The organism is Teichococcus vastitatis (assembly GCF_003604215.1).
GTDB classification, from domain to species: domain Bacteria; phylum Pseudomonadota; class Alphaproteobacteria; order Acetobacterales; family Acetobacteraceae; genus Pseudoroseomonas; species Pseudoroseomonas vastitatis.
The window spans coordinates 1-26,739 of record NZ_QXGS01000007.1 but is presented as its reverse complement, the minus strand read 5'-3'; the positions used below and the strand labels follow the sequence as shown (position 1 = coordinate 26,739).

Here is a 26,739-nt window from a genome sequence, read left to right as displayed (position 1 = left end):
GCGATCCCCCGGTTTTTTCGTGCCTTCGCACCGTGCAGCCGCGCGCATCGCGGCCGATGGCGCGCCGGCGGCGGGTCTGACATGGTGCGCGCCCCTGCCCCGGAAACAGGTCGCGCATGCTGGTTGCCTATCTTCAGCTGGCCACGTCCATGGCGCTGGTCGGCGTCAACGTGGCGGTGGCCAAGCTGCTGGCCGGTGCCCTTCCGGTGGCCATGATCGTCGGGCTGCGCTGCCTTCTGGCCTGCGTGGTGCTGTGGCCGCTGGCACGCGCCCGCGATGGCCAGCTGCGCCTGCCCCCGGCCACGCTGGCGAACCTGGCGGCGCAGGCGCTGCTCGGCACGCTGCTCTACAACACCGCCCTGCTGGCCGGGCTGCGCCACACCACGGCGCTGGAAGCCGGGCTGGTGCTGGCGACGCTGCCGGCGGTGATCGCCCTGGGTTCGGCCCTGTGGCTGCGGGAGCGTCTGGCGCCGCGGCAATGGGCTGCGGCGGCGCTGGCCGCCTCTGGCATGGGTGCGCTGACCTTGGCGTCCGGGGCGCAGGGCGCGGCCAATGGCGGGGGCAGCCTGTTCGGCAACGCGCTGGTGTTTCTCGCCGTTTGCGGCGAGGCCGCCTATGTGCTGCTTGCCAAGCGCATCTCCGGCCGGGTTCCCGTGATCACCGCCAGCTTCTGGATGCAGGCGTTCAGCACGCTGATGCTGCTGCCCTTCTGCCTGCCGGTGCTGGCTTCGGCGGCGGCGCTGGGACAGCCCATGATCTCCGGCCTGCTGGTGTTCCACAGCCTGACCGCCTCGGTGCTGTGCCTGCTGCTGTGGTATCAGGGATTGTTGCGCGCCCCGGCGGGGGTGGCGGGCGTGTTCTGCGCCCTGTTGCCGGCCAGCGCCGCGCTGGTCGCCGTGCTGGTGCTGGGTGAAACCTTCCGGCCGCTGCACGGCGCGGGCCTCGCGCTGATGCTAGGCAGCATCGGGCTGGCCACCTGGCCGCGCCGGAAACGCTGAACCCATATCCACCCAATGCCGGGAAGGCCATTTACCCGAGGGTTGATCCGCCGGTAGGATCGCCGCATGGAAGCCTGGATCTGCGCCTCCGGCGCCGAATTGCTGCGCCATGCCGCGGATCATTGAGCGGGGCAACTGGCCTTCGCCCAGGCCGGCCAGATGCCGGAGGTGCAGCGGGCCCAGCGGGAAAGCTGGCGCGCCCTGATCGAGACATTACAGCAGGCGGTGCAACAGGCCGGTGGGTCCGGCTGGACTATGCTGCTGGAATGCGACCTGCTGCGGCTGGAAAAGCGCATCGATGCGGTGCTGCTGACCGACCGCGCCATCCTGGTGCTCGAATACAAGCATGGCGCCGCCGGCTTCACGGCGGCGGATCTGGCGCAGGCCGAGGATTACGCGCTAGACCTGCATGACTTCCACGCCGCCAGCCGGGCCTGGCCGGTGGTGCCGCTGCTCCTGTGCAGCGAGGCCGCCCCGCCCGTCAACCAATGGCCGATCTTTCACGCGGTGACGCCGGTGCTGCGCGCCGGCCGCGGCGGACTGCCAGGGCTGCTGCGCAACATTCAGGCTTCCATCCCCACGCCGGAGCAGCCCCTGGATCCCGCGGCCTGGCGCGCTGCCCCCTACAAGCCGGTGCCCGGCATCATCGATGCGGCGCGCCGCCTGTTCGACCGGCACGACGTCACGGCCATCGCCTCCGCCCGCGCCGATGCCGCTAATCTGACGCGCACCACGGAGGCCATCCGCCGCGCGATCCGCGGCGCTGCGGCGGCCGGCGAACGGCGCGTAGTGTTTGTCACCGGCGTGCCGGGGGCCGGCAAAACCCTCTGCGGCCTGCATCTCGCCTTTGGCGGCGGGGCCGAAGGCACCACCTTCCTGACCGGCAATGCGCCGCTGATCGCGGTGCTGCGCGGCGCGCTGGTGCAGGATGCACAGCAGCGCCAGGGTCGCGGCCAGCGCCAGCCGCGTCGGGAAGCCCGCGCCGTGCTGCAGAACGTCCACCGCTTCCTGGAGCACCATGTGCGTCACCCCGCCGAGGCGCCGGCCGAGCATGTGGTGATCTTCGACGAAGCGCAGCGCGCCTGGGACGCGGCGCAGGCTGGCCGCGACACGCAGCGCCGGAGTTCCATCCTGACCTTGTCCGAACCCGGCCACATGCTGGAGATCATGGCGCGGAGGGCTGGCTGGTCGGTGATCGTGGCGCTGATCGGCAACGGGCAGGAGATCAACACCGGAGAGGCCGGGCTGCGGGAATGGGGCCGGGTGATCGCCGCCAGCCGGGGAAGCTGGCAGGCCAGCGCGGCGCCGCATGTTCTGGCAGCCCCCGAGCCGATGCAGCGCCTAGCCGAGGATGCGCCGTCCTGGCTGGCACTGGACCCTGCCCTGGATCTTCGGGTGCCGATCCGCACGGTGCATCACGATGCCGCGGCCGCCTGGGTGGATGCCGTGCTGACGGACCAACCGGAAGTGGCGGCCGCCATCGCCGCGGAATCGCCGCCGCCCTTCGTCCTGACGCGCAACCTCGCCGCCCTGCGTCACGCGTTGCGCCACCAGGCGCGCGGCCTGCGCCGCGCCGGCCTGGTGTGTTCTGCCAAGGCCAAGCGGCTGAGGGCGGAAGGGCTGGGCGCACAGCTTCAGGGCGCCGACGCCGAGGTGGTGAACTGGTTCCTGCGCCGCTGGCCGGATGTGCGCGGTTCCGATGCGCTGGAAGTCTGCGCCACGGAATATGCCTGCCAGGGGCTGGAACTGGACTGGGTCGGGCTCGCCTGGGGCGGCGATTTCGTCCGCGGTCCGGATGGCTGGCAGGCACGGCGGTTCGCCGGCACGGGCTGGCAACGGGTTCAGGCGCCGGAAGCGCGGCGTTACATCCGCAACACCTACCGCGTGCTGCTGACCCGCGCCCGGTTCCAGACCGTGATCTTTGTGCCGCCCGGCAGTTCCGACGATCCGACTCGCCCCGTTGCCGAAGCCGACGCCGTGGCAGCCTATCTGTGCCGCTGCGGTGTGCCGACCCTGGCGCCGGAGACCAGCATGGCCCCGTGCCAGCCCATGGGCGAGCCCCTGCTGCTGTAGGTCGCGCCCCGTTGCAGGCGGCGGCAAAGCGGCCCACTCTGGCTTTGCGGCGCCCCGCCAGAGGGAGCGGCAAGGGAAGCGGAGACGGAAGCAGATGCAGCAGAACGCCACCTACCCGGACCTGGCCGGGCGCAGCGTGTTCATCACCGGCGGCGGCAGCGGCATCGGCGCCGCGCTGACCCGCGCCTTCGCACGCCAGGGCAGCAAGGTGGCCTTCGTGGACATCGCCCGGGATGAAAGCGAGGCGGTGGTCGAGTCGATCGCGGCGGAGGGCGCTCAGCACAAGCCGTTGTTCCTGTACTGCGACCTGCGCGACATCGAGGCGCTGCGCGACTCGGTGCGCCGCGTGGGCGAGGCGCATGGCGACGTCACCGTGCTGCTCAACAACGCGGCGCATGACGAGCGCCACGCGGTGGAGCGCGTGACCCCGGAATACTGGGATGACCGCATCGCCGTGAACATGCGCCCGGTGTTCTTCGCGGCGCAGGCCGTGATCCCCATGATGCAGCGCGCCGGCGGCGGCTCCATCATCAATTTCGGCTCGGTGTCGTGGAAGCTGCGGCAGGGCGGCATGCCGGCCTACACCATGGCCAAGGCCTCGATGCAGGGCCTGACGCGCGGCCTGGCGCGGGATTTCGGCAAGCAGAACATCCGCGTCAACACGCTGGTGCCCGGCTGGGTGATGACTGAGCGTCAGCTGAAGCTTTGGGTCACCCCTGAGGCCGAGCGCGAGATCGATGCCGGGCAGGCGCTGGCCGGACGGGTGCGGCCGGAGCACATCGCCGACATGGCCTTGTTTCTGGCCTCAAATGCTTCCGCCATGTGTTCCGCGCAGGAATTCGTGGTGGATGGCGGATGGACCTGACGTTATCCACTTCACAGCTTCGTGCGGCCGCTTCGTGGCCCGGTTCGGCGCGAAAAGCATCTGCTAGCCTTCGCGCAACAGCCCTGTTCAGGGCTGAGGCCCGCCAACGGGCCCGCAGGGAGGAAAAAAGCGATGCAAAGGCGTTCACTGCTGGCCGCTCCGGCCGCGATCGCGCTGGCTTCATGGCCCCGGATGGGTGCCGCGCAGGAGAAGCGCAGCCTCGCCTTCGTGGTCAATGTTTCGGCCGATTTCTGGACCATCTGCCGCCGCGGCATCGAGAAGGCCAATCGCGAGCATCCCGACTTCGCCATGGAGATGATCGTGCCCGGCCAGGCCAGCGCCGCCGAGCAGCGCCGCATCATCGACGAGCTGCTGGCGCGCAAGGTGGCCGGCATCGCTATCTCGCCGATCAACCCGGCCAATTCCACCGAAACGCTGAACCGCGTGGCCTCGCAGGCGATCCTGTTCACCTCGGACAGCGACGCGCCGAACAGCAACCGGCTGGTCTATATCGGCACCGACAACGTCGCCGCCGGGCGCGAGGCGGGCAAGCAGATGAAGAAGGCGCTGCCGCAGGGCGGCAAGGCGATGCTGTTCGTCGGCACTATGGACGCCGACAATGCGCGCGAGCGCGTGCAGGGCATCCGCGAGGAGCTGCAGGGCAGCGAGATCAACATCATCGATATCCGCACCGATGAGAGCGACATCGCCCGCGCCAAGCGCAACGTCGAGGACACGCTGGCGCGCTATTCCGACATCAACCTGCTGACCGGCCTGTGGGCCTACAACACGCCGCAGATCTATCAGGCGGTGAAGGGCGCGGGGCGCGAGGGCAAGGTCAAGATCGTCGGCTTCGACGAGGATGCGCTGACGCTGCGCGGCATCGCCGACGGCACCATCGAATCCACCGTGGTGCAGCAGCCCTTCGAGTTCGGCTACCAGAGCATGGTCGGCATGGTGAAGGTGCTGAACGGCGACAAATCCTTCATCCCCGCCAACAAGCAGATCATCATCCCGACCCGCATCATCGACAAATCCAACGTCGCCGACTTCCAGAAGCAGATGCGGGACCTCCTGCGGGGGGCCTGACGCCGCATGGCACCGCTGCTGGAACTGGAGGGGATCGGCAAGACCTATCCCGGCGTCCGCGCGCTTGACGGTGTCAGCCTGCACCTCGACCGCGGCGAGATCCTCGGGCTGATCGGCGAGAACGGCGCCGGCAAGTCGACGCTGATGAAGGTGCTGGGCGGCGTGGTGCCGCCCAGCGAGGGAACGCTGCGCATCGACGGGCAGGTGCAGGAATCCTGGGATGTGCCGGCGGCGACGCGCGCCGGCATCGCCTTCGTGCACCAGGAGCTGAGCCTGTTCGACAACCTCGATGTCGCCGGCAACGTGCTGTTCGGGCGGGAGCCGCTGCGCGGCGGCCTGCTGCGGCTGGTGGACCGCCGCGCGACGCGGGAGAAGGTGGCGCCGATCCTGCAGCGGCTGGGCGCCGACTTCACCCCGGACACGCCGGTGGCGGAACTCTCCATCGCGCAGCGGCAATTGGTGGAGATCGCCCGCGCGCTGGCGGCCGAGGCGCGCATCATCATCCTGGACGAGCCGACCTCCTCCCTCACCCTGTCGGAAACCGCGCGGCTGCTGACGGTGGTCAAGGAACTGCGCGCCGACGGCGTCGGGTTGATCTACATCACCCATCGGCTGGGCGAGATCGTCGACTGCGCCGACCGCGTGGTCTGCCTGCGCGACGGCAAGATGGTGGGCGCGCTGCGGCGCGAGGACATCGCCCACGGCACCATGATCCGGCTGATGATCGGGCGCGAGCTGCGTTCGCTCTACGCACCGCCGGCGAATCCGCCCGGCGAAGGCGGATTGGCGGTGCGCGGGCTGGTGACCACGGCGTTCCCCGGCAGCGCGGTGGATCTGCATATCCGTCCGGGCGAGATCCTGGGCCTCGCCGGGCTGGTCGGCGCCGGCCGGACCTCGCTGGCGCGCACGCTGTTCGGCATCGACCTGCCGCTGGCCGGCGAGGTCCGCCTGGATGGCAAGCCCCTCACCCTGCGCGGGCCGCGCGACGCGGTGGCTGCCGGCATCTACCTGGCACCGGAGGACCGCAAGAAGGCCGGCCTCGTGCTCGACATGCCGATCACCGAGAACGTCACCCTGGCCAGCGCCCCGGACTACACCCGCGGCGGGCTGATGGTGCACCGGCTGGAACGCTCGGCGGCGGAGAAGCAGCGCCAGGGGCTGCGCATCAAGGCGCCGAACTGCTCGGTGCGCGCCGGCACCCTGTCGGGCGGCAACCAGCAGAAGGTGGTGCTGGGCAAGTGGCTGTCCATGGCGCCCAGGGTGATCCTGTTCGACGAGCCGACCCGCGGCATCGATGTCGGCGCGAAGGGAGAGATCTACGCGCTGATGCGCGCCTTGTCCGACCGCGGCGTCGCCATCCTGATGATCTCCTCCGACATGGAGGAGGTGCTGGGCGTCAGCGACCGCATCGTGGTGATGCATGAGGGCCGTATCAGCGGCGGGCTGGACCGCGCCGGCTTCAGCGAGCAGGCGGTGCTGCGCCTGGCGATCGGGTCCCGGCACGAGGCGGAGGAAGCGCACGCATGAGCAAAAAGGAACTGGGCCTCGCCCTGCTGCTGGTGGTCATCGGCGGCATCACGGCGGCGCTGAACCCGCTGTTCCTGTCCGGGGTGAACCTTCTGAACATGGCCAACCTGATCGGCCTGTTCGGCATCTTCGCCATCGGCCAGGGGCTGATCATCATCACCGGCGGCATCGACCTGTCGGTGGGTTCGATGTTCGCGCTGCTGGGCGTGGTCCTGGTGGACCTGCTGGTGAATTTCGAGCTGTTCTGGCCGCTGGCCGTGCTGGCGACGATCGGCATCGGCCTGGCGCTGGGATTGCTGCACGGGCTGCTGGTGACGCGGCTGAAGCTGCAGCCCTTCGTGGTGACGCTGTGCGGCCTGCTGATCTACCGGGGCATCGCCCGCTACTACACGCAGGATTCCACCAGCGGCTTCGGTTATGCCGGCGACATCGACACCGTGTCCTGGCTGGCGTCCGGCCGCTCCTTCGGCATCCCGAACCCGTTCATCATCATGGTGGTGGTGGCCATCATCATGGCCGTGGTGCTGCACCGCACGGTGTTCGGCCGCTATCTGTACGCCGTCGGCCGCAACGAGGAGGCGGCGCGGCATTCCGGCATCAACACGGACGCGGTGATCACCGGCGCCTACCTGCTCGGCGGCGCGCTGGCCGGGCTCGCCGGGGTGCTGCTGGTGTTCTACACCTCCTCCGTCTCGCCATCCTCCTTCGGCAGCTTCTACGAGTTGTATGCCATCGCCGCGGCGGTGCTGGGCGGCTGCTCGCTGCGGGGGGGAGAGGGCAGCATCCTCGGCATCGTGCTGGGCACGGTGCTGCTGCAGATCCTGCAGAACCTGGTGAACATCCTGGGCATCCCGTCCTCGCTCAACTTCGCGGTGATGGGGGGCGTGATCCTGCTCGGCGTGATCGCCGACCAGCAGCTGGGGCAACGCAAGCAGCGCATCCAGCTCAGCCGGGCACAAGGGCACGCCCCGGCCGAATAGCACCTGATCTGCCGCCGAGGCTTCCTGGCAGCAGCAGGCCGGGCGGCAACATCCCCTTCCCACTCCGCGTTGGTCCAGGCACTGCCCCACCACCCTGAAGGAAGCCTCCCCATGGCCAAGACCGTTGCCGATTTCGTCTGGGAACGCCTGGGACAATGGGGCGTGAAGCGGGTCTACGGCTATCCCGGAGACGGCATCAACGGGCTGATCGGCGCGCTCGACCGCGCCAAGGAGCGGATCCACTTCGTGCAGGCCCGGCACGAGGAGATGGCCGCCTTCATGGCCGGGGCGCATGCCAAGTACACGGGGGAAGTCGGCGTCTGCCTCGCCACCTCCGGCCCCGGCGCCATCCACCTGCTGAACGGGCTGTACGACGCCAAGGCCGACCACATGCCGGTGCTGGCCATCGTCGGCCAGCAGGCGCGCGCCGCGCTCGGCGGCCATTACCAGCAGGAAGTGGACCTGTCGGCGCTGTTCCGCGACGTCTGCGGCTATGTGCAGCAGGCCAGCGTGCCGGAACAGATCCGCCACCTGATCGACCGCGCCATGCGCATCGCCGTCAGCAAACGGCAGATCACCTGCATCATTATGCCGAACGACATCCAGGAGTTGCCGGCGGTGGAAACCCCGCCGCATGCCCATGGCACCATCCACACCGGCGTGGGCCATTCCGAGCCGCATGTGGTGCCCACGGACGCGACCCTGCGGCAGGCGGCCGAGGTGCTCAACGCCGGCAGGAAGGTGGCCATGCTGGTGGGGGCCGGCGCGCTCGGCGCCACGGACGAGGTGTTGTCGGTGGCCGGCGTGCTGGAGGCGGGGATCGCCAAGGCGCTGCTCGGCAAGGCCGCGGTGCCGGACGACCTGCCCTGGGTTACCGGCTCGATCGGCCTGCTCGGCACCGAGGCCTCCTGGAAGCTGATGCAGGAATGCGACACCCTGCTGATGGTCGGCTCCTCCTTCCCGTATTCCGAGTTCCTGCCGAAGGAGGGCGCCGCCCGCGGCGTTCAGATCGACCGCGATCCCGCCATGCTCAGCCTGCGCTATCCGATGGAGGTGAACCTCGTCGGCGACGCCGCCGCCACGCTGCGCGCCCTGCTGCCCCTGCTGCAGCCCAAGGAGAAGGGCCGCTGGCGCGAGCGGATCGGCGGCTGGACTGAGGATTGGTGGCGCCTGTCCGAGAAGCGGGCCATGGCCAAGGCCGATCCGATCAATCCGCAGCGCGTCTTCACCGAGCTGTCGAAGCGCCTGCCGGAGGACGTGATCATCGGTGCCGATTCCGGCTCCTCCACCAACTGGTATGCGCGGGACGTCAAGCTGAGGCGGGGCATGCTGGCCAGCCTGTCGGGCGGGCTGGCCAGCATGGGCTCGGGCATGCCGTACGCCATCGCCGCCAAATTCGCCTATCCGGAGCGGCCGGTGATCGCCATCTGCGGCGACGGCGCCATGCAGATGAACGGCATGAACGAGTTGCTGACCGTCAGCCGCTATTGGCGGGACTGGGCCAGCCCGCGATTCGCCGTGCTGGTGCTGAATAACCGCGACCTCAACCAGGTGACTTGGGAACAGCGGGTGATGGGCGGCGATCCGAAATTCCTCGGCTCGCAGAGCCTGCCGGAATTCTCCTATGCCCGCATGGCCGAGCTGGCAGGGCTGCGCGGCATCGCGGTGGATGATCCGGAACAGCTCGGCGCCGCCTGGGACGAGGCGCTGCGCTCCGACGTCCCCGTGGTGCTCGACGTGCGCACCGACCCCAACGTGCCGCCCCTGCCGCCGCACATCACGCTGAAGCAGGCTCAGGCCTTCATGCGCAGCATGTTCGGGGAGCCGGAGCTAGGCTCGGTGCTGGGCAACACGGCGCGGCAGGTCGCGAGTCGCATCCTGCCCGGCGGAAGCTGAGCCGGCGGCGAGCGGCGGAAGCAGCGGGCCGCGGGGTTTTTCCCGCATCACTTTCCTTCTGTTCCAAACCTTTGCCGTGTTAGCTTCCGGGCCTCACTGAGCAACAGCCATGTTGAGGCCAATGCCGCGCGCCCTAGCCGATCGCCGTTCCCCGTCCCGCACCCCCTCGCAACCCGAGCGCGGCAGCGCGCCGCGCCGCTTCGCCTCGCCCGCCGTGATCGCCACCCTGCGGCGCCGCGGCGCGGAGATGCTGGGGCTGGTTCTGGGGCTCGTCGGGCTGGCCCTGCTGGTGGCACTGGTCAGCTACAACCCCGCTGATCCGTCGCTCTCCACCGCCACCGCGCGGGCGCCCACCAACCTGGCCGGCCCGGCCGGCGCGATCACCGCCGACCTGCTGCTGCAATCCTTCGGCTGGGCGGCGCTGTTGCCGGTGGGCGTGTCACTGGGCTGGGCCTGGCGCCTGGCGACGCATCGCGGCCTGGCACCCTTTCCCGGACGCATCGCGGCCGTGCTGGCGGCAGTGCCGATGCTGGCCGCCGCGCTGGCGCTGGCGCCGCTGCCATCCGGAGCGCCCGCCGCCACAGGACCCGGCGGCGCCATGGGCCTCTTGCTCGCCAACGCCGTGCAGGGCACCGGCAGCGCCGTGTTCGGCCCCTTCGGCACCGTGGTGGCGCAGGTGGTGATCATCGCCCTGGCCGGCTGGCTCAGCTTCTCGGCCCTGGCCGTGCCGCTGATGGTGTGGCGTCAGGCCGGCAAGCAGGCCGGCCGCGCCGCCGGCGGCGCGGCGCGGGGCGGCGTCGATCTGACCTCGCGCCTGTTCGCCCGCGCCGCCACGCCGGCGCCGCAGCCTGCCCCGGGCTGGCAGCCGGAACCGGAAGCGGACGAGGCCGAGGATGCCGGTCCCAGCGTCGCCACCCGGCTGGCCCGCCCCTTTCTGGCGGTGGGCGGCGCCGTCGGCGGCCTGCTGAACCGCCGCAGCGAGGCTCCGTCGCCGCAGCTGGCCGCCATGCTGCGTGCCGCCGACGAGGCCGTGGCCGAAGCGGCGCCGGACGCCGGCAGCCGCCGCGAGCGCCGCGCCCCGGTGCTGCACGCCCCTGGGGAGCGCCGGGCCGCCGAGCCGTCGATCTCCCGGCTGGCGCGCGAGGCGGCGGCGCCGCCGCTGGTGCGCGATGCCCGCAAGGAGCCGCCACCGCCTTTCGATGAGCCGGAGGAGGATGAGGCGGACGACCTCGCGCTGCTGGCACCCGAGCCGCCGCCGCGCCCGAAGCCCGAGGCTTCCCCGGCCCCCGGGCCCGGCCCGCGCATGCTGGACCGCGTGCTGCCGCGCCGCGCCAGGCCGGAGCCGGCGCGTGAGGCCGCGCCCTTCCAGTTGCCGCCGCTCGACCTGCTGGCACCGCCGCCCGTGCGCCGCGCCGCCGGCCCTTCCGAGGAAGCCCTGCAGAACAACGCCCGCCTGCTGGAATCCGTGCTGGAGGATTACGGCGTGCGCGGCCGCATCGCGGAGATCCGCCCCGGTCCGGTGGTGACGCTGTACGAGTTGGAACCGGCGCCCGGCACCAAATCGGCCCGCGTCATCGGCCTGGCCGATGACATCGCGCGCTCCATGAGCGTGGTCGCCGTGCGCATCGCCACCGTGCCCGGCCGCAACGTCATCGGCATCGAGCTGCCGAACGCCAAGCGGGAGATGGTGTTCTTCTCCGAGATGATGACGGCCGAGGATTGGCGCCGCCATTCCGGCAAGCTGCCGCTGGCGCTGGGCAAGGACATCGGCGGCGCGCCGGTGATCGCCGACCTCGCCCGCATGCCGCATCTGCTGATCGCCGGCACCACCGGCTCGGGCAAGTCGGTTGGCATCAACACCATGATCCTGTCGCTGCTCTACCGTTTCAGCCCGGACGAGTGCCGCTTTATCATGATCGACCCGAAGATGCTGGAGCTGTCGGTCTATGACCGCATCCCGCACCTGCTGGCACCGGTGGTGACGGAGCCCACCAAGGCGATCGGCGCGCTGAAATGGACGGTGCGCGAGATGGAGCGCCGCTACCGCGCCATGTCGCAGCTCGGCGTGCGCAACATCGGCGGCTACAACGAGAAGGTGCAGGCCGCGAGCGCGCGCGGCGAGGTGCTGAGCCGCCGCGTGCAGACCGGCTTCGACCCCGACACCGGCAAGCCGGTGTTCGAGGACCAGCCCCTGGCGCTGGAGCCGCTGCCGATGATCGTGGTGGTCATCGACGAGATGGCCGACCTGATGATCGTCGCCGGCAAGGAGATCGAGGCCGCCGTGCAGCGCCTGGCGCAGATGGCGCGCGCCGCCGGCATCCACGTCATCATGGCGACGCAGCGCCCCTCGGTGGACGTTATCACCGGCACCATCAAGGCCAACTTCCCGACCCGCATCTCCTTCCAGGTGACCTCCAAGATCGACAGCCGCACCATCCTGGGCGAGATGGGCGCCGAGCAGCTGCTGGGCCAGGGCGACATGCTGCACATGGCCGGCGGCGGCCGCGTCGCCCGCGTACACGGCCCCTTCGTGTCCGACAGCGAGGTGGAGAAGGTGGTGGACTGGCTGCGCGAGCAGGGCGAGCCCGCCTATATCGAGGAAGTCACCGAATCGGACGAGGAGGAAGGCGGCGACAGCGGCCTGTCCGGCATCGCCGGCGCCTCGGATGGCGAGAAAGGCCTGTTCGATCAGGCGGTGGCGCTGGTGACGCGGGAAGGCAAGGCTTCCACCTCGTTCATCCAGCGGCACCTTTCCATCGGCTACAACCGCGCTGCCAAGCTGATCGAGCAGATGGAAAAGGAAGGCGTGGTGGGCCCGGCCAACCATGTCGGCAAGCGCGAGGTGCTGGCGCGGCGCAGCGATGACTGACCGCTTCCGCATCCGCCGCCTCGGCGTGGCGGATGCGGAGGCGTTTCGCGCCATGCGGCTGGAAGCGCTGGCGGCGCATCCGGAAGCGTTCGGCAGCAGCGTGGCGGAGGAAGCGGCGCAGCCCGCCGGCGTCTTCACCGCCCGGATCGCCGACGGCGCCGTCTTCGGCGGCTGGCTGGACGGCGCGGAGGAAATGGCCGGGATCATGGCTCTGGCCGTGCCACAGGCCGAGAAGCAGCGGCACAAGGGCCTGCTCTGGGGTGTTTATCTGCGCCCGGCGGCGCGCGGCAGCGGGCTGGCGCCGGCCCTGCTGCGGGCCGTGCTGGTTCATGCGCGGCAGCATGTCGAGGAAGTCCGGCTGTCCGTGACCCGCGGCAATGCCGCGGCCAGAGCGCTGTACCGGCGCGCCGGCTTCGCCGACTGGGCGCTGGAGACGCGGGCGCTGAAGATCGGCGCTACCTACCATGACGAACACCTGATGGTGCTGCGGTTCTGAGCCATCCTGTGGCTTGGCCGGCAACCCGGCTCCGGTTGCCGCCGTTGATGTTGTGCAGGAACCACCGACGGATCGCCGCCAGCATGAGAACCATCACCCTGGCCGATCTGGCCGTCACCGCCGTGCTGGCGCTGCTGGCGGTGCCGACCCTGGCGATGGCGGTCGCCGAACTGCCGAAGGCGTGGCAGGGCGGCGTGCCGGCCGGGGCCGTCACGGGCGGCCACCCCCATGCCGCCGACTATCCCGCTCCTCCCGGCTGGACCATCCGGCCGCAGGGCTGACCGGCTCAAACGATCTCCTCGGGCGTATGGCACAGCTGCGCGCGCCGGATGCGGTCCGAGAAGCCGGGATGCGCCGTGAGCACGGCAAAGGGAATGCCGAGCAGCAGCGGCCCCGCCACCGGCAGCCCCCATAGCCAGGCGCTGCCGCCCGCGGAGGCCAGCCCGCCCAGCGTCACCGCCCCTAGCACCGCCTGCGGCCAGAGCAGCCGTGCCGCATCGCGCCAGCGCACGCCGCGTGCGTCGCGGTTCTGCGGCAGCCAGCCGGTCCGCGCGCCGAATGGCAGGCGGACCAGGAACAGCGCCTTGTCCGCCATCGTCAGCGGGTCGCAGAAGGTGGTGAACACCAGCTCCGCCAGGATGCCGCGGGCCACCGTCCTCCGGCCGCCGAAGCGCGCGGCCTGATCCGGCCGCAGCAGCAACTCGGCATAGCCCAGCAGCTTCGGTGCATAGAGCGCCAGCCAATTGGCGGCCAGCAGGACGAACAACGCCCCCCCGCCAAGGGCCGCCCCCGGGGTCGCCCCTGGGGCCGCCCCCAGGATCGCCGCGCCACCGGGCGCGGCGGCGTTCAGCACCGCCGCCAGCAATAGCACCAGCCACAGCGGCGCCGAGGCGAACAACAGGATCGCCTGCAACAATTGCCAGCGGCCCATCGGCCTGAGCCCCGGCAGGCGCAGCAGCGCCCAGTACTGCATGTTGCCCGCCCCCCAGCGCTGGTCGCGGATCAGGAAGTCCGGCAGGGTCGGCGGATTGCCTTCCAGGCTGCCCTCGTCATCCGGCAGGCAGCGCACCTTCCAGCCGGCGGCGTGCAGTCGCACCGCCTCGATCTGGTCATGCGACAGGATATGGCTGCCATCCGGCAGGGGCTCCAGGCGCGCATGCGCCCGGAAGGGCGCGATCCGCAGCAGCGCATTGTGACCCCAATAGGGCCCTTCGTCGGCCTGCCACCAATCCTGACCGGCGGCCCAGACCCGCATCCCGGCGCGCATGCCGAACTGGAACATCCGGGTGAAGGCGGTGGCGGCCGGGCGACCGGCGATCAGCGGCTGCAGGATAGCCAGCAGTGGATCGGCTTCCATGATCGCCACCAGCCGCAGCACCGCCGCCGCGGACATCTCCGAATCGGCGTCGAGGCAGAGAAAGAACTCCAGGCCGCCGGCATGGTGGTCCAGGAAGTCCATGACGTTGCCGGCCTTGAAGCCCGGATTCCCGGCGCGGCGCCGGTAGCGCACCGGGATCAGGCGCTGCGTGCGCAAGGCTGCGAAGGCGGCCACCGCCGCCTCCTCGCGCCCCACCGCCACCGGGTCCTGCGAGTCGGAGAGCAGCCACAAGACGAAGCGGTGCCCTGCCCCGGCCGCTTCCAGCCCGTCCAGCAGCGGCACCAGCCGGGCCAGGGCGGCGGCGGTGTCCTCGTGCCGCAGGCACAGCGTGATGGCGGTGGTGCCGCGCGGCGGGCCAGGCGGCGCGGCGTCGGAAACCGGCCGCCGCAGCCGCAGCGCGAAGCCCAGCAGCGCATTGGCGGCGCACAACGTTGTCCAGGGCAAGGTGCCGAGCCAGGCCAGCAGCAGCAGCACCTCCCAGCCGGTCCAGCCGCCGGGCGCCAGCACCCGCAACATCAACGCGAGCAGCCCCGTGCCGATCAGCAGGCACAGGCCGAGAAAGGCGAAGCGGCGGGGTGCGACGCCGGCACCGGGGGCACCGGACATAGTCGGTGCGAACAAGCAGGACAGCAAGGGCGGGGCGGCCTTCAACACTGCGGCACGGCGCGAACCACCGGCCTCGGCCAGACCTAGCGCATTCGGCCGCACGGTGCGAAAGCCAAGGCGGGCCTGCCGGCCCGCCACCTGCCTCAGGCCGGCGCCGCCACCCCCAGCGCGGCGGCTGCCTGCACCAGGCTGGTCCAGGTATCAGGCTGCAGCGGCACGCCCTGCGCCAGGCGATCGGCACGCGTGCGGGCCTCGGGCTGGCCCGGCAGCAGCACCGGCTCGTCCGCCTTGGCCGGACGGCTGCTGGTGAACCAGTCGACATACTCGCGGCCGATGCGGTGGAAATCCGCTTCCGTGCCGAAATGCGCCGGAGACAGGTAGATGGACAGCATGCCGTTGCTGATGCGGCCGCGGCCTGCGGTGGGGCCGGCGCAGCCGCCGCCGGTGAAGGCACCGGCCAGCAGCTCGCACATCAACGCTAGGCCCGATCCCTTGTGGTCGCCGAAGGCGCGGATGGCACCCGATCCCTTACCCGCCTCCCGCAGCCCGACCGGCGGGTAGTCGCCATACAGCGTGTGCGGATCGCCGGACAGGGTGCCGTCCGGCTCGATCAGCGCGTCCGGCGGCAGGGGCTTGCCGCCGTTGGACGCGACCAGCACCTTGCCTTCCGCCACCCGGGAGGTGGCGAAGTCGAGCACCACCGGTCGTTCCGGCAGCGGCACGCCGACGGCGAAGGGCGCGGTGGACAGCCGCCGTTCCACCCCGCCATAGGGCGCGACGAGGTTGGACCCGGCGACGTTGACGAAATGGACAGAGATCAGCCCGGCCTCCATCGCCATCTCGGCATAGTGGCCGATGCGGCCGACATGGCCGGCATTGCGCAGCGCGATCACCGCCGCGCCGTTCGCCCGCGCGCGGGCAATGCCGGCCTCCGCCGCCTGCTTGGCCATGGGCTGGCCGAAGCCGAACTGCGCGTCGAACAGCACGAAGGCGCCGCCATCCATCACCGTCTGCAGCTCGCGCCCGGCATGCACGAAGCCCGACCGCATCCAGTCGAGGTAACGCGGCACCCGCACCACCCCGTGGCTGTCATGCCCGGCCAGATTGGCGCCAACGAGATGGGAGGCGATGATTCCCGCCTCCCCCGGGCTGCAGCCAGCGGCGGTGAACATGTCGCGTACCAGCGCCTCCAGCACCGGCACCTCGATCATGACAGGGGGGTGAGCGTCCATTCCGTTCCTCTCCGCGCGTGGCCCGGCTTCGTGTGTGGCCGGGGAGAGGAACAGCATGGCGCCGTCGCGCCGGGAGGGCCACCCCTCCCGGCGCGGCCACGTCACGGCATGGCGGCGACCTGCCTCGCCCATTCGGCGCCGAGGCGCTCATAGGTCGGCATCACCAGCATCTCCGTCAGGCAGACGCGGTCGGGCAGCCCGGCCACGAACAGCACGGCGGCGGCGATGTCCTCGGCCTGCAGCAACCGGGCGCGGTCCTCGGCCGACACCGGCACCGGGCGCTTGTCGAGGATCGGCGTCGCCACCTCGCCCGGGCAGATGCAGGTGGAGCGGATGTTGTGGATGCCGTTCTCGGCGTTCAGCGTGGCGGACAGGGCCACGAAGCCCGATTTCGCCGCGATGTAGCCGGGCCCGGACACCGCCGAGGTGCCCTTGCCGGCGATCGAGGCGATCTGCACGATCAGCCCACCGCCGCGCGCCTTCATCGCCGGCAGCACGGCCAGGCTGGTCATGAAGGGCGCGGTGAGGTTGGCGTCCAGCACGCGTTCCACGTCCTCCGGCACCAGCTGATGCCAGTGGCGCCGCGGCACGTTGGAGCCGGCGTTGTTGACCAGCAGGTCCGGCCCGCCCAACTCCTCCGCCACGCGCTTTGCCGCGGCCTGCACGGCGGCGGAATCGGTGACGTCGAGCGGCAGCACCAGCGCGTTCCCGCCGATCATGCCGGCAGTCTCGCGCAGCTTCTCCTCGCGCCGGCCGGACAGCGCCAGCCGATAGCCGGCCTTGGCCAGCGCCACCGCCGTCGCCTGACCGATGCCGGAGCCGGCGCCGGTGATCCAGGCGGTCTTGCCGCTCGTGGTGCCGCCGCTCACAGAACGCGGCCCGATTGCGGATCGAGGATGTGCATGTTGCTCATGTCCACTGCCATGGGAAGGGGGCGCCCGGGATGCGCCGACGCGCCGGGATCGACGCGGCCGCAGATCTCGGCGCCCTGGATCTTGAAGTGCACCAGCGTTTCCATGCCCATAGGCTCGGTCACCTCCGGCGTCGCGGTCATCGGCGCCACATGCGGGCGGTCGAGGTTCTTGGCTTCCGTCAGGTGCTCGGGGCGGATGCCGAACAGGATCTCGCGGCCGGCCAGCGCCTTGTAGCGGTCGGTGCGCTCGGCCGGCACCGGCAGGACGATGTCGCCCGGCAGGTGGATGCGCAACGCGCCGGCGCCGTTCTCCAGCCGGCCGGGAATGAAGTTCATCGCAGGGGAGCCGATGAAGCCGGCGACGAAGCGGGTCTTCGGGTTGTGGTACAGTTCCTGCGGCGGGCCGACCTGCTCGATGATGCCGCCATTCATCACCACCACGCGGTCGGCGAGCGTCATCGCCTCCACTTGGTCGTGCGTCACGTAGATCGTCGTGGTGCGCACCGTCTGGTGCACCTTCTTGATCTCGGTGCGCATCTGCACGCGCAGCTTGGCGTCGAGGTTGGACAGCGGCTCGTCGAACAGGAACACCTTGGGGTCGCGCACGATGGCGCGGCCCATGGCGACGCGCTGGCGCTGGCCGCCGGACAAGGCCTTTGGCTTGCGCTCCAGCAACGGCCCGATCTCCAGGATGCGCGCGGCGTTGTCGACGCGGCGCTTGATCTCGGCCTTGTCGAACTTCCGCAGCATCAGCCCGAAGGCCATGTTGTCGAACACCGTCATGTGCGGGTAGAGCGCGTAGTTCTGGAACACCATGGCGATGTCGCGGTCGCGCGGCGGCACGTCGTTGACGACGCGTCCACCGATGGCGATCTCGCCGTCCGAGATCTCCTCCAGCCCGGCGATCATCCGCAGCGTCGTCGACTTGCCGCAGCCCGACGGTCCCACCAGCACCACGAATTCGTGGTCGGCGATGTCGAGGTCGATGCCCTTCACCGCCTGCACACCGCCATCATAGGCCTTGACCACTTTTCTCAGTGTGACCTGAGCCATTCTCTTGGATCTCCCTGCGCTTGATCTCTGACCGTCTTCGCGGCCTCAGCCCTTGGTGGCGCCGGCGGTGAGCCCGGCGATGTAGTAGTCCATCAGGAAAGCGTAGACGAGCAGGGGCGGCAAGGCCGCCATCAGCGCGCCGGCCATGATCTTGCCCCACTGGAAGGTGTCGGCGCGGATCAGGTCGGACACGATGCCCACCGTCAGTACCATCTGGTCAGAGGAGACCAGGAAGGCGATCGGGTAGATGAATGCCGCCCAGGATACGGTGAAGGCAAAGATCATCGCGGCGAGGATCCCCGGCAGCGCCACGGGAATGAAGATCTTCCACAGCATCTGCAGGTGGCCGGCGCCGTCGATCAGCGCCGCCTCGTCCAGTTCCTTCGGGATGGAAGCGAAGTAGCCGATCATGATCCAGGTGCAGAAGGGCACCGTCATGGTCGGGAAGATCAGCACCATGGCCCAGAGATTGTTGTAGAGGCCGAGGCCGCCGATGATCTGAAACATCGGGATGAACAGCAGCGTCTCCGGCACCAGGTAGGTGAGGAAGACACCGGTGGCGAGCGTCGTGCTGCCCCAGAATTTCATCCGCGCCAGGGCGAAGGCCGCCAGGGTCGAGATCACCATGGTGATGGCAACCGTGCAGGCGGTGACGATGATCGAATTGCGGAAATGGATGAGGTAGTTCCCCTCCGTCATCAGCTCCCAATAATTCTGCAGCGTCGGCGCACTGACGAGCCAGGGGTTGCCGGAGAGGTCGGCGATCTCGCCGCTGCTCTTCAGGCTGGTCATCAGCATGTGGAAGGGTGGCATCATGAAGAACACGACGAACACCGCCAGCGCGATGTATGCGCCGATCATCGCCCAGCGGCGCTCCCGCTTGAGGCTGCCCTGCTTGCGCTCGACGGGTGTATAGGTGGAGGTCGCGGCTGTGGCGCTCATCTCAAGCCATCTCCTTGTTGCGCCGGTTCACCCCACGCAGGATGAAGATGGCGAAGACCGCGAGCAGCGGGAACATGAACAGACTGATGGTGGCGCCAAGCGGGATGTCGCCCGATTGGATACCGACCTGGAAAGCGTAGGTCGCGAAGACATGCGTCGAGTCCAGCGGGCCGCCATTGGTCAGGATGCGGACGATGTCGAAGTTGGCGAAGGTGACGATCAGGCTGAACAGCACGGTGATCGAGATGATGTTGCGCATCATCGGGAAGGTGACAAAGCGCAGCTTCTGCCATCCCGTGGCGCCGTCGATCGCCGCCGCCTCGTAGAGCTGGTCAGGCACCGACTTCAGCGCCGCCAAGTACATAATCATGAAGAAGGGCGAGCCGTACCAGACGTTGACCAGAATCACCGAGAAGCGCGCCCAGCCGCTGGTGCCGAGCCAAGGGACCGGATCGACGCCGATGCCCATCAGCGCCCAGTTGAAGGCGGAGTAGGAAGGATCGAACAGCCACCACCAAGCCAGCGTCGAGATGGCGGGCGGGATCACCCAGGGCACCAGCAGCATGCCGCGCCACTTGCGCTGCCCCTTGGCCGGAAGCGCGTGCAGCACATGCGCCAGGATGAAGCCGATCAGCGCCTTCAGCACCACCGCCGAGACGGCAAACAGCACCGACTGGAACACCACGTCCCAGAAGGTCTGCCGTCCGAACAGGAAGGTGAAGTTGTCCCAGCCGATGAAGCGCGTCATGCGCTTGTTCAGCGTGGCGAGGTAGAGCGCGTAGAAGAATGGATACACCACCAGTCCAAGCACGAGCAGGATCAGCGGCAGGGTAAGCAGGAAGGCCACGGTGGAATTGCGCCGTGCCAGCCGCCGCAGCGTGCTCTGCGGCGAGACGACGGCCGGCGCGACGGGGCTGGATAGCGTGCCTTGGGACATGTCAGGTTCCCTCGCGGTGGCGGGAGATGAGACTTCGCGCGCGGGAATCAATCTCCCCCGCGCGCGTCCTCACGGTTTCTCCGGTACGGCTCAGCCGCGCTGGAATCCTTCCAGCTCCTGTTCCGCCCAGCGAATGGCGCTGTCGATCGATTCGTTGTTCTGCGACACGCGTGCGATCATCTTTGCCTGAATCGACTGATTGTACATCTGCACCGCCATCGCCGGCGGCGCCGGATTGCAGGCCACGAACTGCTTCGCGTTGTGGTGCGGCCGGACAGGGTAGTTGTAGACGACGCCTTGCGGCGGCCCCTCCGTGCGCCAGGTGTCGAAGTCGGTCATGCTGTCGAAGGGCGGAATGTCGTAGCCGTTGCTGGCGGCGACCATCGCCTGCGCCTGCTCGCGCTGGCTGAGATGCTCGATCAGCGCCTTGGCCGCGCCCTTGTTGCGGCTGAAGCTCCATACCCCCCAGAAATAGGGCAAGTAGGGCGTGAAGCGCCCGTTGCTGCCGGCCGGCGCCGGGAAGGTCCAGCACTGCTTCGCGACATCCGGCGCATCGCGCTGCGCCACTGCCCAAGCGCTGGGCGGGTTGAAAATCAGCGCCGACTTGCCGGAGATCAGCGCCCGGTTGTTGGAGGCGTCGTCCCAGGAGAACACGTCGTTCGGCAGGAACGCGCAGAGCCGCTTTGCGTAGTCCAGCACCTGGCGCACGCTGTCCGACTTGGCGGTGATGTCGCCATCCTTATTGACCAGCGTCGCGCCAAAGGACTGGAACAGGCTGCCGATCCAGTCGGTGGCGTCGGGGAACTGGCCGACTGGCAGGCCGAATGGCGTGCCCGCCTTCTGCATCGACTCGGCCGCCTTCAGGAAGCGGTCCCAGTTCCATTCATCGGCGCCCGGGCCGGCCTTGTCGGCGGCCGGGTACATTGCCTGCACGTCCAGCCCGGCATGCTGCTTCAGCAGGTCGAAACGGCCGATCGCCGGCTTGTTCTGGCTGCCGGAGATGGCCGGCACCGCCCGCCACGTTCCCTCGACCTTGGCGAGATACTCGGTGATCGGGTTCAGCCCGCCATACTTCTCCTGCAGGCGGCCCATCACGTCGTCGAGCGGCTCCAGCAGGTTGGACTTGGAATGCACCTCCCAGGTCGGGAAGGAGAGCATGTCGTGGCCCTGCCGCGCCTGGCTCTCGGCGGCGATGGTCAGCAGGTTCTTGCTGCCGACCGAGGTGATGAAGTCGAGCTGGATCTCGACCCGGTTCTTCTGCCCCCAGTCCATGACGATCTTACGCATCGCGTCATTGCCGGCGGGAACCCAGTGGTCCCACAGGCCCAGCGCCAGCCTTCCGCCGGAGCTCTGGCCATGCACGTTCACCAGGGGCAGGGTGCTGGCCGCGACGCCTAGCGCACCAGCGCGCAGCACGCCACGACGGGAAATCCCGTTGCCTTCCATGTCCGAAAACCTCCTTGCACGGGCGGCCTCTGCCGCCACGGGCCTTATGGCCACTCGTTGCAGCGCGAGGTTAGGCGGTGGCGCCGTGTTCTTGCAATGCTTCAGCGCAGCCGGCTGAAGCGGTGCCGTTGACGATGTTGTTTTAGCCGCCGAGCCGCAGCACCAGCGCCACCAGCTCGGCCTGGCGCCGGCATCCCGTCTTGCGCCGGATCGCCGCCAGGTGGCTGCGCAGGGTTTCGCGCGAAACCCGCCTGCGGCGCGCCTGCTCCGCGATGTCGCGGCCCTGCGCCAGGGCGGCCGCCAGATCGGCCTCCGCCGGCGTCAGGCCGAGGAGCTTCTGCAGCAGCAGCGCCGAGGGTGGACGGCGCGTGGCGCCATCGGTCACCACCGCCACGGCGCCCTGCAACCCGGCGAGGCTGCCCTGCTCGGCGCGCCGCAGCGGCAACATCTGCACCAGCCAGGGCGCCTTGCCGGAGGGGCGAGGCACCGCAAAGCTCATCCCGTCCGGCAACAGGCGGATCCGCCCCCCCGACACCGCCACCGCGATTCCCAGCGCATGCCGCGCCTGGGCCATGGTGGCCTGATCGGTCAGCAGCAGGCCGTCCGGGCCGATGGCCAGCCCGTCCCGCTGCGCGGCCATGGCTTCCAGCGCGGCATTCGCGTGGCACAGCCGGCCGGCGGCGTCCAGCACCGCCACACCCTGGCGCATCGCGTCCAGCCCGGCCTCCAGCCACGCCTCCCGCCGCTGCTCCGATCCCAGCCGCGCCCGCGCCAGCAGGGCTTGGCGCAGATGCGGGTAGAGCGTGGCCATCAGCTGCTCTTCCGCGGTCCCGAAAGGGGGCCGCTCCGGTGGGCGATGCACGATCAGGGAACCATGCAGGTCTTCCGCCTCGATGAAGCTGGCGGCCAACGTGTGCACGCAAGGCTCCTTGTGGGCGCCGAATTCGTTCCAGTAGGTCGAGCGGAGAAATTCCGACACCGGGCAGAGGCGCCCGAGATTGACCACGCCTTCGGTTTCCCAGTGCATGGCCGCGGCCCGGGGGTCATGCGGCAGCCAGTCGCGGGCATATTCGTGCAGCGTCTCGATCGACAAATGGTGCGACGTGAAGTCGGTCGCATCAACCGGCCGGCCATGCTGCAGCCCGAGCCGCGCGATGAAGCCGGTCTGGGCATCAAGTGCAGCGGCGATGGCGCCCAACGACTTTTCCAGTGGTTGCCCCTGCAACACGGCGTCGTAGAGACCGAGCGCCAGATCCCGTGGATCAGCCATGTCATTCCACCTCCGAGGCTGGCGTTTCGCCTGTTCCTCAGAGTGTTAGCCCAACGGAACGAAAGCAGACTCACCCAAATCGGTGAGATGCGGTATCAGCCCACCTCACGAAACGGCGAAGCATCGGCCAACTGGCCCATTTCCTCGATCATGGCGGGCCGCTCGGCGTCCAGGAACTCGGCTACCGCCCGGCGCAGGCCGCGGTGGCGGATCCAGTGGGCGGAATAAGTCGGCACCGGCAGATAGCCGCGCTGGATCTTGTGCTGACCCTGCGCTCCCGCCTCCACCCGCTTCAGGCCCTGGGCGATGGCAAAGTCGATGGCTTGGTAATAGCAGAGCTCGAAGTGCAGGAACGGCGCCTCAACCACGGCGCCCCAGTTGCGGCCATATAACGCGTCCCGGCCCATCAGGTTCAGCGCGCCCGCCACCGGCTCGCCGTCCCGCTCGGCGGCCATCAGCACCACGCGGTCGCCCAGCCGCTCCGACAGCAGCGGCCAGAAGCGTTCGGTCAGGTAGGCGCTGCCCCATTTGCGGTCCACCGTGTCCATGTAGAAGCGGTGAAAGGCGTCCCAGTGAAGCGGCGTGATGGCGGCGCCCTGCAGGGTGCGGAAGGTGAGGCCGGCGGCTTGGGCGTCCCGCCGTTCCCGCCGCAGTTGCTTGCGCTTGCGGCTGGACAACGCGCCCAGGAAATCCTCGAAGCTTCCATAGCCCTCGTTCTGCCAATGGAACTGGGTGCCGATGCGCTGCAGCCAGCCGACCTCGCCCAGCGCCCGCCATTCCGCCTCCGTGCAGAAGGTGACGTGCGCCGAGGACAGTTCCAGCTGCTCCGCCGCCTGGGCCAGCGCTTCCCCCAGCCCGGCCAGCGCGATGCCCGAACCCGGCCGCACCAGCAGCCGCCCGCCCGGCACCGGGCTGAACGGAACCGCCACCTGCAGCTTCGGGTAATATCGGCCGCCGGCCCGTTCCAGCGCGTTGGCCCAGGCATGGTCGAACACGTACTCGCCATAGGAATGGCTCTTGGCATAGGTCGGTGCCACGGCCATCAGCCGCCCGGCCGCGTCGCGCAGCGCCGCGTGCTGCGGCAGCCAGCCGGTGCGCGGGCTGGCCGAGCCGCTGTCTTCCAGGGCGGACAGGAAGGCGTGGCTGGTGAACGGATTGTCCGGACCGGCGCACGCATCCCATTCCGCCGCGGGGATTTCGGCGATGGCGGGATGCAGGCGAAGGGTCAGTTCCTGCTGGCTGTCGGGCATGGCCTGGAGCATGTGCCCCCGGATGCGCCGCCCGCAAGGGTGCGGCGCAGCATCACCGTTATGCCATTAACGAGGGCGCATCAGCGCCGCGGCACCGGGCGGCAGGCCTCGGCGCACAGCGCCGCCAGCCGTGTCATGCGACGCGCCGCCACCGCGGCACCCGCCGCACCGCCCGCGAGCCTGGCGGCATGGCCCTCCACCAGCTGCTCCACGCCGGCCTCCACGGCCAGATCGACACCGGCGGTAAGTCCGGCGGAGAAGGCCAGCCGCCGCAGCAGGCGCCACAGCACCGCCGCGCCCGGCCTGACGCCGTGCAGCACCGCCACCTGCCGCATCAACCGGAGCCCGATCAGCGCCATGGCCGCCGCATCCAGCGCTGGCGACGGCAGCACGGCGGCGGTGAGAAACACCTGCCGTGCCGATTGCCAGCCTAGCGCCTTCACCCGCGCATCCAGGATCGGCATCAGCCCGGTGTGCAGCAGACCGCGCGCTTCCTCCATGGTGGCGGCGCGGCCGAGTTCCGCCACGGCGGCGGATGCTTCCGGCAGGCGCTCCGCCACGCCTTCGGCCCAGCGGATCAGGACGCGCGGCGGCGGGGTCTTGTCAGGCGCGTCGCGCACCGTGCGGGCGAGGTCCTCCAGCGCATCCAGCCGGCGCAGCGCCCGCCATTCGCGCCCCAGCCCCCACAGCATGGTGGCGCCGACGCCGATGCCGAGACCACTGCCGAGCCAGCCCAGCACCGGCGAGGCATTGAACAAATCGTCGATCATCAGCCCCAGCCCGAGGCCGAAGGAGCCGAGCACCAGCAGCGCCGCCGCGGCGCCGAAGCTGCCGAAGGAGGACAACCATCCCGCCGCCTGTCCGGCGGCGTCCGGCACGCCGAGCGCGGCCGGCTCGCCGTGGCGGATCAGCCCGCCCGCGGCCTCCGGCTCCATCAGCGCCGGCCCCGTGGCAGCATCGAGCGTGGCATCGAAGGAGGCGCGCAGCGTGTCGGCCCGGTCGCGCGTGGCGGTTTCGGGCTCGTCCGCCCAGCCGGGAGCCAGCGGAGCCGGAGCCAGCGGGGCGGGAGCGGCGGACCCCCCGGGGGCAGGACCGGTGTTGCCGGGTCGGTTGATCACAGCGCGTCCTCCAGCAGCCAGGCCAGCAGGCGGTCCATGCCGATCTGCGGCATACCTTCCCGTCCATCCGGATCGATCACAGGTGGGCGGAACACCGGCAATTCGAAATAGGGGCGGCGCCAGAAAGCGTCGCCCGGAGGCGGCGGCACGGAAGGAATGTGGCCGGGACGGAACGGGCGGCGCCGCTGCTCGCCCATCGGTACGCCATAGACCACCGGCGGCTCGCCCGGCCGGGTTTCGCCTTCCTCGGTGCAGCGCAGGGCTGACACGGCCAGGTGGTTGACCATGCGGCCGCCATCGCCGCCGCCCACCATGGCGCGGAACAGGTCCTCGAAGGCCGGGCGCTGCACATCCGGCGCGTAATCCGCTTTGCTGGCCACGAAGGCGACCCGCTTCAGCGTCGAGAAGCCGGGCAGCCAGCGCGAGCGGGAGCGTGCATCATAGGCGCGGGCGATCTGTTCCACCGCGTGCCGCGCATCCTCGAAGGCACCTTCCCCGGCGCAGAGCGCGCCCAGCGCGTCCACCAGCACCACCTGTCGGTCGAAGCGGGCGAACCACGGGTCGAAGTAGCTTTCACGCATATCGTCGCGATAGGCATCGAAGCGGCGCGCCAGCAATTCGCGGAGCGAGCCCGGCGATGGCGATCCCTGCCCCGGCAGCGGAAAGAACCACATCATCGGGCTGTCGCCTTTAGGACCGGGCACCAGGAAGCGGCCGGGCTGCAGCCAGCGCAGGCCAAGCCGGTCTCGCGCCGCCGTCAGCATTTCGCGGTACAGCATGAAGCCGCGCCGGGCCACCGCCTCCTCGGCCGGCGCATTGGCGTCGAGGCTGTTCAGGAAATGGAGGAAATCCCCGGCAATGGCGGCGCGCGGCGGGCGGCGCAGCAGGTCCAGCGTCGCGGCCGACCATTCCGCGTGGCCCTGGTCCAGCAGGGGCAGGTCGAGCAGCCATTCGCCGGGATAATCCAGCAATTCAAGGCGCACCCGCCGCGGCGGCAGCCAGGTGCCGAAGGTGCCGCCGCGCTCCACCGTCAAGGTCAGGCTCGCCGAAGCGAGGTCACTGGTGCGCGGCGGCCAGTGCGGGCTGGCTCCGGCGAGGTCGCGCAGCTTGTCGGCGGCATCGAACCAGTCCAGCGCCTGGGTACCGGCCGGTTCCAGCCGGACGGAGCGGATGCGCCGTTCCTCGCCGCCCTCGCGCATCATGCGCGACAGGGCTGGCAGCGTGTCCCGCCCGCGCCCCATGGCCAGCATGTTGGCGATCAGCGAGGTGATGAACACCGTCTTGCCCGACCGGCTCAGCCCGGTGATGGCAACGCGCAGGGTGGTTTCATTGAGCAGCCGCTCCGCCTCATCCGTGAGGCGGGTCAGGCCATTGCCGATCCAGTCGAGTCCGAGATTGCCCAACCCCAAGCCATTCGCCGCCATGTGCCTCCGCCCCAATGCCACGCCGCCGCATGTGGGGCCGCCGGGGCGCCGGGGAAAGGCGCACCGGCGGCCGCGTGATCCGGCGCAGCGCCGGGCGGGACGCGAAAGGGTCCAGCACCTGCGGCCGCAGGATCGGGCCGCCGGTCGGCGCGGCATCGAACAACAGGGCGAAGGGATGCACCACCCGCATCAGGAAGGCGGCGAGCCGATGAAGCCCACGTCTCGCCCTGTCCTGTCGCAGCGTGCCGCATCACCTGCGGGATGAGAGCATGGCCGAAGCTGGCTGCCCGATGGCAGTTGTTTTCCGCCTGATGGGGATGCCGTTGAAGAGCATCCGCATGACGGCGCTGGGCTGAACCAGCCACCGGTGGAAGGCC

At 69.9% G+C, this 26,739-nt stretch carries 21 protein-coding genes; 10 read left to right on the top strand and 11 right to left on the bottom strand.

The features are described 5' to 3' along the window. The first annotated feature begins 116 nt into the window (after positions 1–116). The 10 genes from D2K64_RS11565 to D2K64_RS11520 all read left to right on the top strand — a co-directional run bounded on the left by D2K64_RS11565 (position 117) and on the right by D2K64_RS11520 (position 13,074). Positions 117–998: a DMT family transporter gene (locus tag D2K64_RS11565; RefSeq protein ID WP_120008522.1), complete on the top strand. Its 882-nt coding sequence runs from the start codon at positions 117–119 to the stop codon at positions 996–998. A gap of 159 nt (positions 999–1,157) precedes the next feature. Continuing rightward, positions 1,158–3,071 carry a DNA/RNA helicase domain-containing protein gene (locus D2K64_RS11560; RefSeq protein WP_238384148.1) on the top strand — a complete coding sequence of 638 codons (1,914 nt, stop codon included), beginning with the start codon at positions 1,158–1,160 and terminating at the stop codon, positions 3,069–3,071. 94 nt (positions 3,072–3,165) lie between these two features. After that, positions 3,166–3,936: an SDR family NAD(P)-dependent oxidoreductase gene (locus D2K64_RS11555; protein WP_120008521.1), complete on the top strand. Its 771-nt coding sequence runs from the start codon at positions 3,166–3,168 to the stop codon at positions 3,934–3,936. A gap of 132 nt (positions 3,937–4,068) precedes the next feature. Next, positions 4,069–5,025 (top strand): sugar-binding protein, encoded by a 957-nt coding sequence (locus tag D2K64_RS11550; RefSeq protein ID WP_120008520.1) that lies wholly within the window; start codon positions 4,069–4,071, stop codon positions 5,023–5,025. Between the two features lie 6 nt (positions 5,026–5,031). Continuing rightward, entirely contained in the window at positions 5,032–6,552 is a 1,521-nt protein-coding gene (locus D2K64_RS11545) for a sugar ABC transporter ATP-binding protein (protein WP_120008519.1), read from the top strand. After that, positions 6,549–7,532 carry an ABC transporter permease gene (locus D2K64_RS11540; protein ID WP_120008518.1) on the top strand — a complete coding sequence of 328 codons (984 nt, stop codon included), beginning with the start codon at positions 6,549–6,551 and terminating at the stop codon, positions 7,530–7,532. The genes D2K64_RS11545 and D2K64_RS11540 overlap by 4 nt, the downstream gene beginning before the upstream one ends. Positions 7,533–7,643: 111 nt before the next feature. Beyond that, entirely contained in the window at positions 7,644–9,428 is a 1,785-nt protein-coding gene (locus D2K64_RS11535; RefSeq protein WP_120008517.1) for a thiamine pyrophosphate-requiring protein, read from the top strand. Between the two features lie 121 nt (positions 9,429–9,549). After that, positions 9,550–12,297 carry an FtsK/SpoIIIE family DNA translocase gene (locus D2K64_RS11530; RefSeq protein ID WP_120008516.1) on the top strand — a complete coding sequence of 916 codons (2,748 nt, stop codon included), beginning with the start codon at positions 9,550–9,552 and terminating at the stop codon, positions 12,295–12,297. Further along, positions 12,290–12,793: a GNAT family N-acetyltransferase gene (locus D2K64_RS11525; protein ID WP_120008515.1), complete on the top strand. Its 504-nt coding sequence runs from the start codon at positions 12,290–12,292 to the stop codon at positions 12,791–12,793. Before D2K64_RS11530 ends, D2K64_RS11525 begins: the two co-directional genes overlap by 8 nt. Before the next feature lie 83 nt (positions 12,794–12,876). After that, entirely contained in the window at positions 12,877–13,074 is a 198-nt protein-coding gene (locus D2K64_RS11520) for a hypothetical protein (RefSeq protein ID WP_120008514.1), read from the top strand. 5 nt (positions 13,075–13,079) lie between these two features. Here the strand turns inward: D2K64_RS11520 and mdoH are convergent, their stop codons facing one another. The 11 genes from mdoH to D2K64_RS11465 all read right to left on the bottom strand — a co-directional run bounded on the left by mdoH (position 13,080) and on the right by D2K64_RS11465 (position 26,362). Continuing rightward, the gene (gene mdoH / locus D2K64_RS11515) at positions 13,080–14,777 is read right to left on the bottom strand and encodes a glucans biosynthesis glucosyltransferase MdoH (RefSeq protein WP_120008634.1); all 1,698 of its coding nucleotides are present in this window, start codon (positions 14,775–14,777) and stop codon (positions 13,080–13,082) included. 143 nt (positions 14,778–14,920) lie between these two features. After that, on the bottom strand, positions 14,921–16,009 hold the full coding sequence (locus D2K64_RS11510) for a malate/lactate/ureidoglycolate dehydrogenase (protein WP_202910638.1): 1,089 nt from the start codon (positions 16,007–16,009) through the stop codon (positions 14,921–14,923). A 101-nt stretch (positions 16,010–16,110) separates the two neighbouring features. Further along, positions 16,111–16,878: an SDR family oxidoreductase gene (locus tag D2K64_RS11505; protein ID WP_120008512.1), complete on the bottom strand. Its 768-nt coding sequence runs from the start codon at positions 16,876–16,878 to the stop codon at positions 16,111–16,113. Continuing rightward, entirely contained in the window at positions 16,875–17,975 is a 1,101-nt protein-coding gene (locus D2K64_RS11500) for an ABC transporter ATP-binding protein (protein ID WP_120008511.1), read from the bottom strand. The genes D2K64_RS11505 and D2K64_RS11500 overlap by 4 nt, the downstream gene beginning before the upstream one ends. A 45-nt stretch (positions 17,976–18,020) precedes the next feature. Continuing rightward, positions 18,021–18,917 (bottom strand): carbohydrate ABC transporter permease, encoded by an 897-nt coding sequence (locus tag D2K64_RS11495; RefSeq protein WP_120008510.1) that lies wholly within the window; start codon positions 18,915–18,917, stop codon positions 18,021–18,023. A gap of 1 nt (position 18,918) precedes the next feature. Then, positions 18,919–19,854 (bottom strand): carbohydrate ABC transporter permease, encoded by a 936-nt coding sequence (locus D2K64_RS11490; RefSeq protein WP_120008509.1) that lies wholly within the window; start codon positions 19,852–19,854, stop codon positions 18,919–18,921. Between the two features lie 90 nt (positions 19,855–19,944). Beyond that, a complete protein-coding gene (locus D2K64_RS11485; RefSeq protein ID WP_120008508.1) occupies positions 19,945–21,300 on the bottom strand; it encodes an ABC transporter substrate-binding protein in 1,356 nt (451 codons plus the stop codon). A gap of 142 nt (positions 21,301–21,442) precedes the next feature. Further along, positions 21,443–22,570 (bottom strand): helix-turn-helix transcriptional regulator, encoded by a 1,128-nt coding sequence (locus D2K64_RS11480; protein WP_120008507.1) that lies wholly within the window; start codon positions 22,568–22,570, stop codon positions 21,443–21,445. 95 nt (positions 22,571–22,665) lie between these two features. Further along, on the bottom strand, positions 22,666–23,820 hold the full coding sequence (locus tag D2K64_RS11475) for a GNAT family N-acetyltransferase (protein ID WP_120008633.1): 1,155 nt from the start codon (positions 23,818–23,820) through the stop codon (positions 22,666–22,668). A gap of 80 nt (positions 23,821–23,900) precedes the next feature. Further along, positions 23,901–24,938: a DUF697 domain-containing protein gene (locus D2K64_RS11470; RefSeq protein ID WP_120008506.1), complete on the bottom strand. Its 1,038-nt coding sequence runs from the start codon at positions 24,936–24,938 to the stop codon at positions 23,901–23,903. After that, a complete protein-coding gene (locus D2K64_RS11465) occupies positions 24,935–26,362 on the bottom strand; it encodes a YcjX family protein (RefSeq protein WP_120008505.1) in 1,428 nt (475 codons plus the stop codon). Before D2K64_RS11465 ends, D2K64_RS11470 begins: the two co-directional genes overlap by 4 nt. Positions 26,363–26,739: the final 377 nt, after the last annotated feature.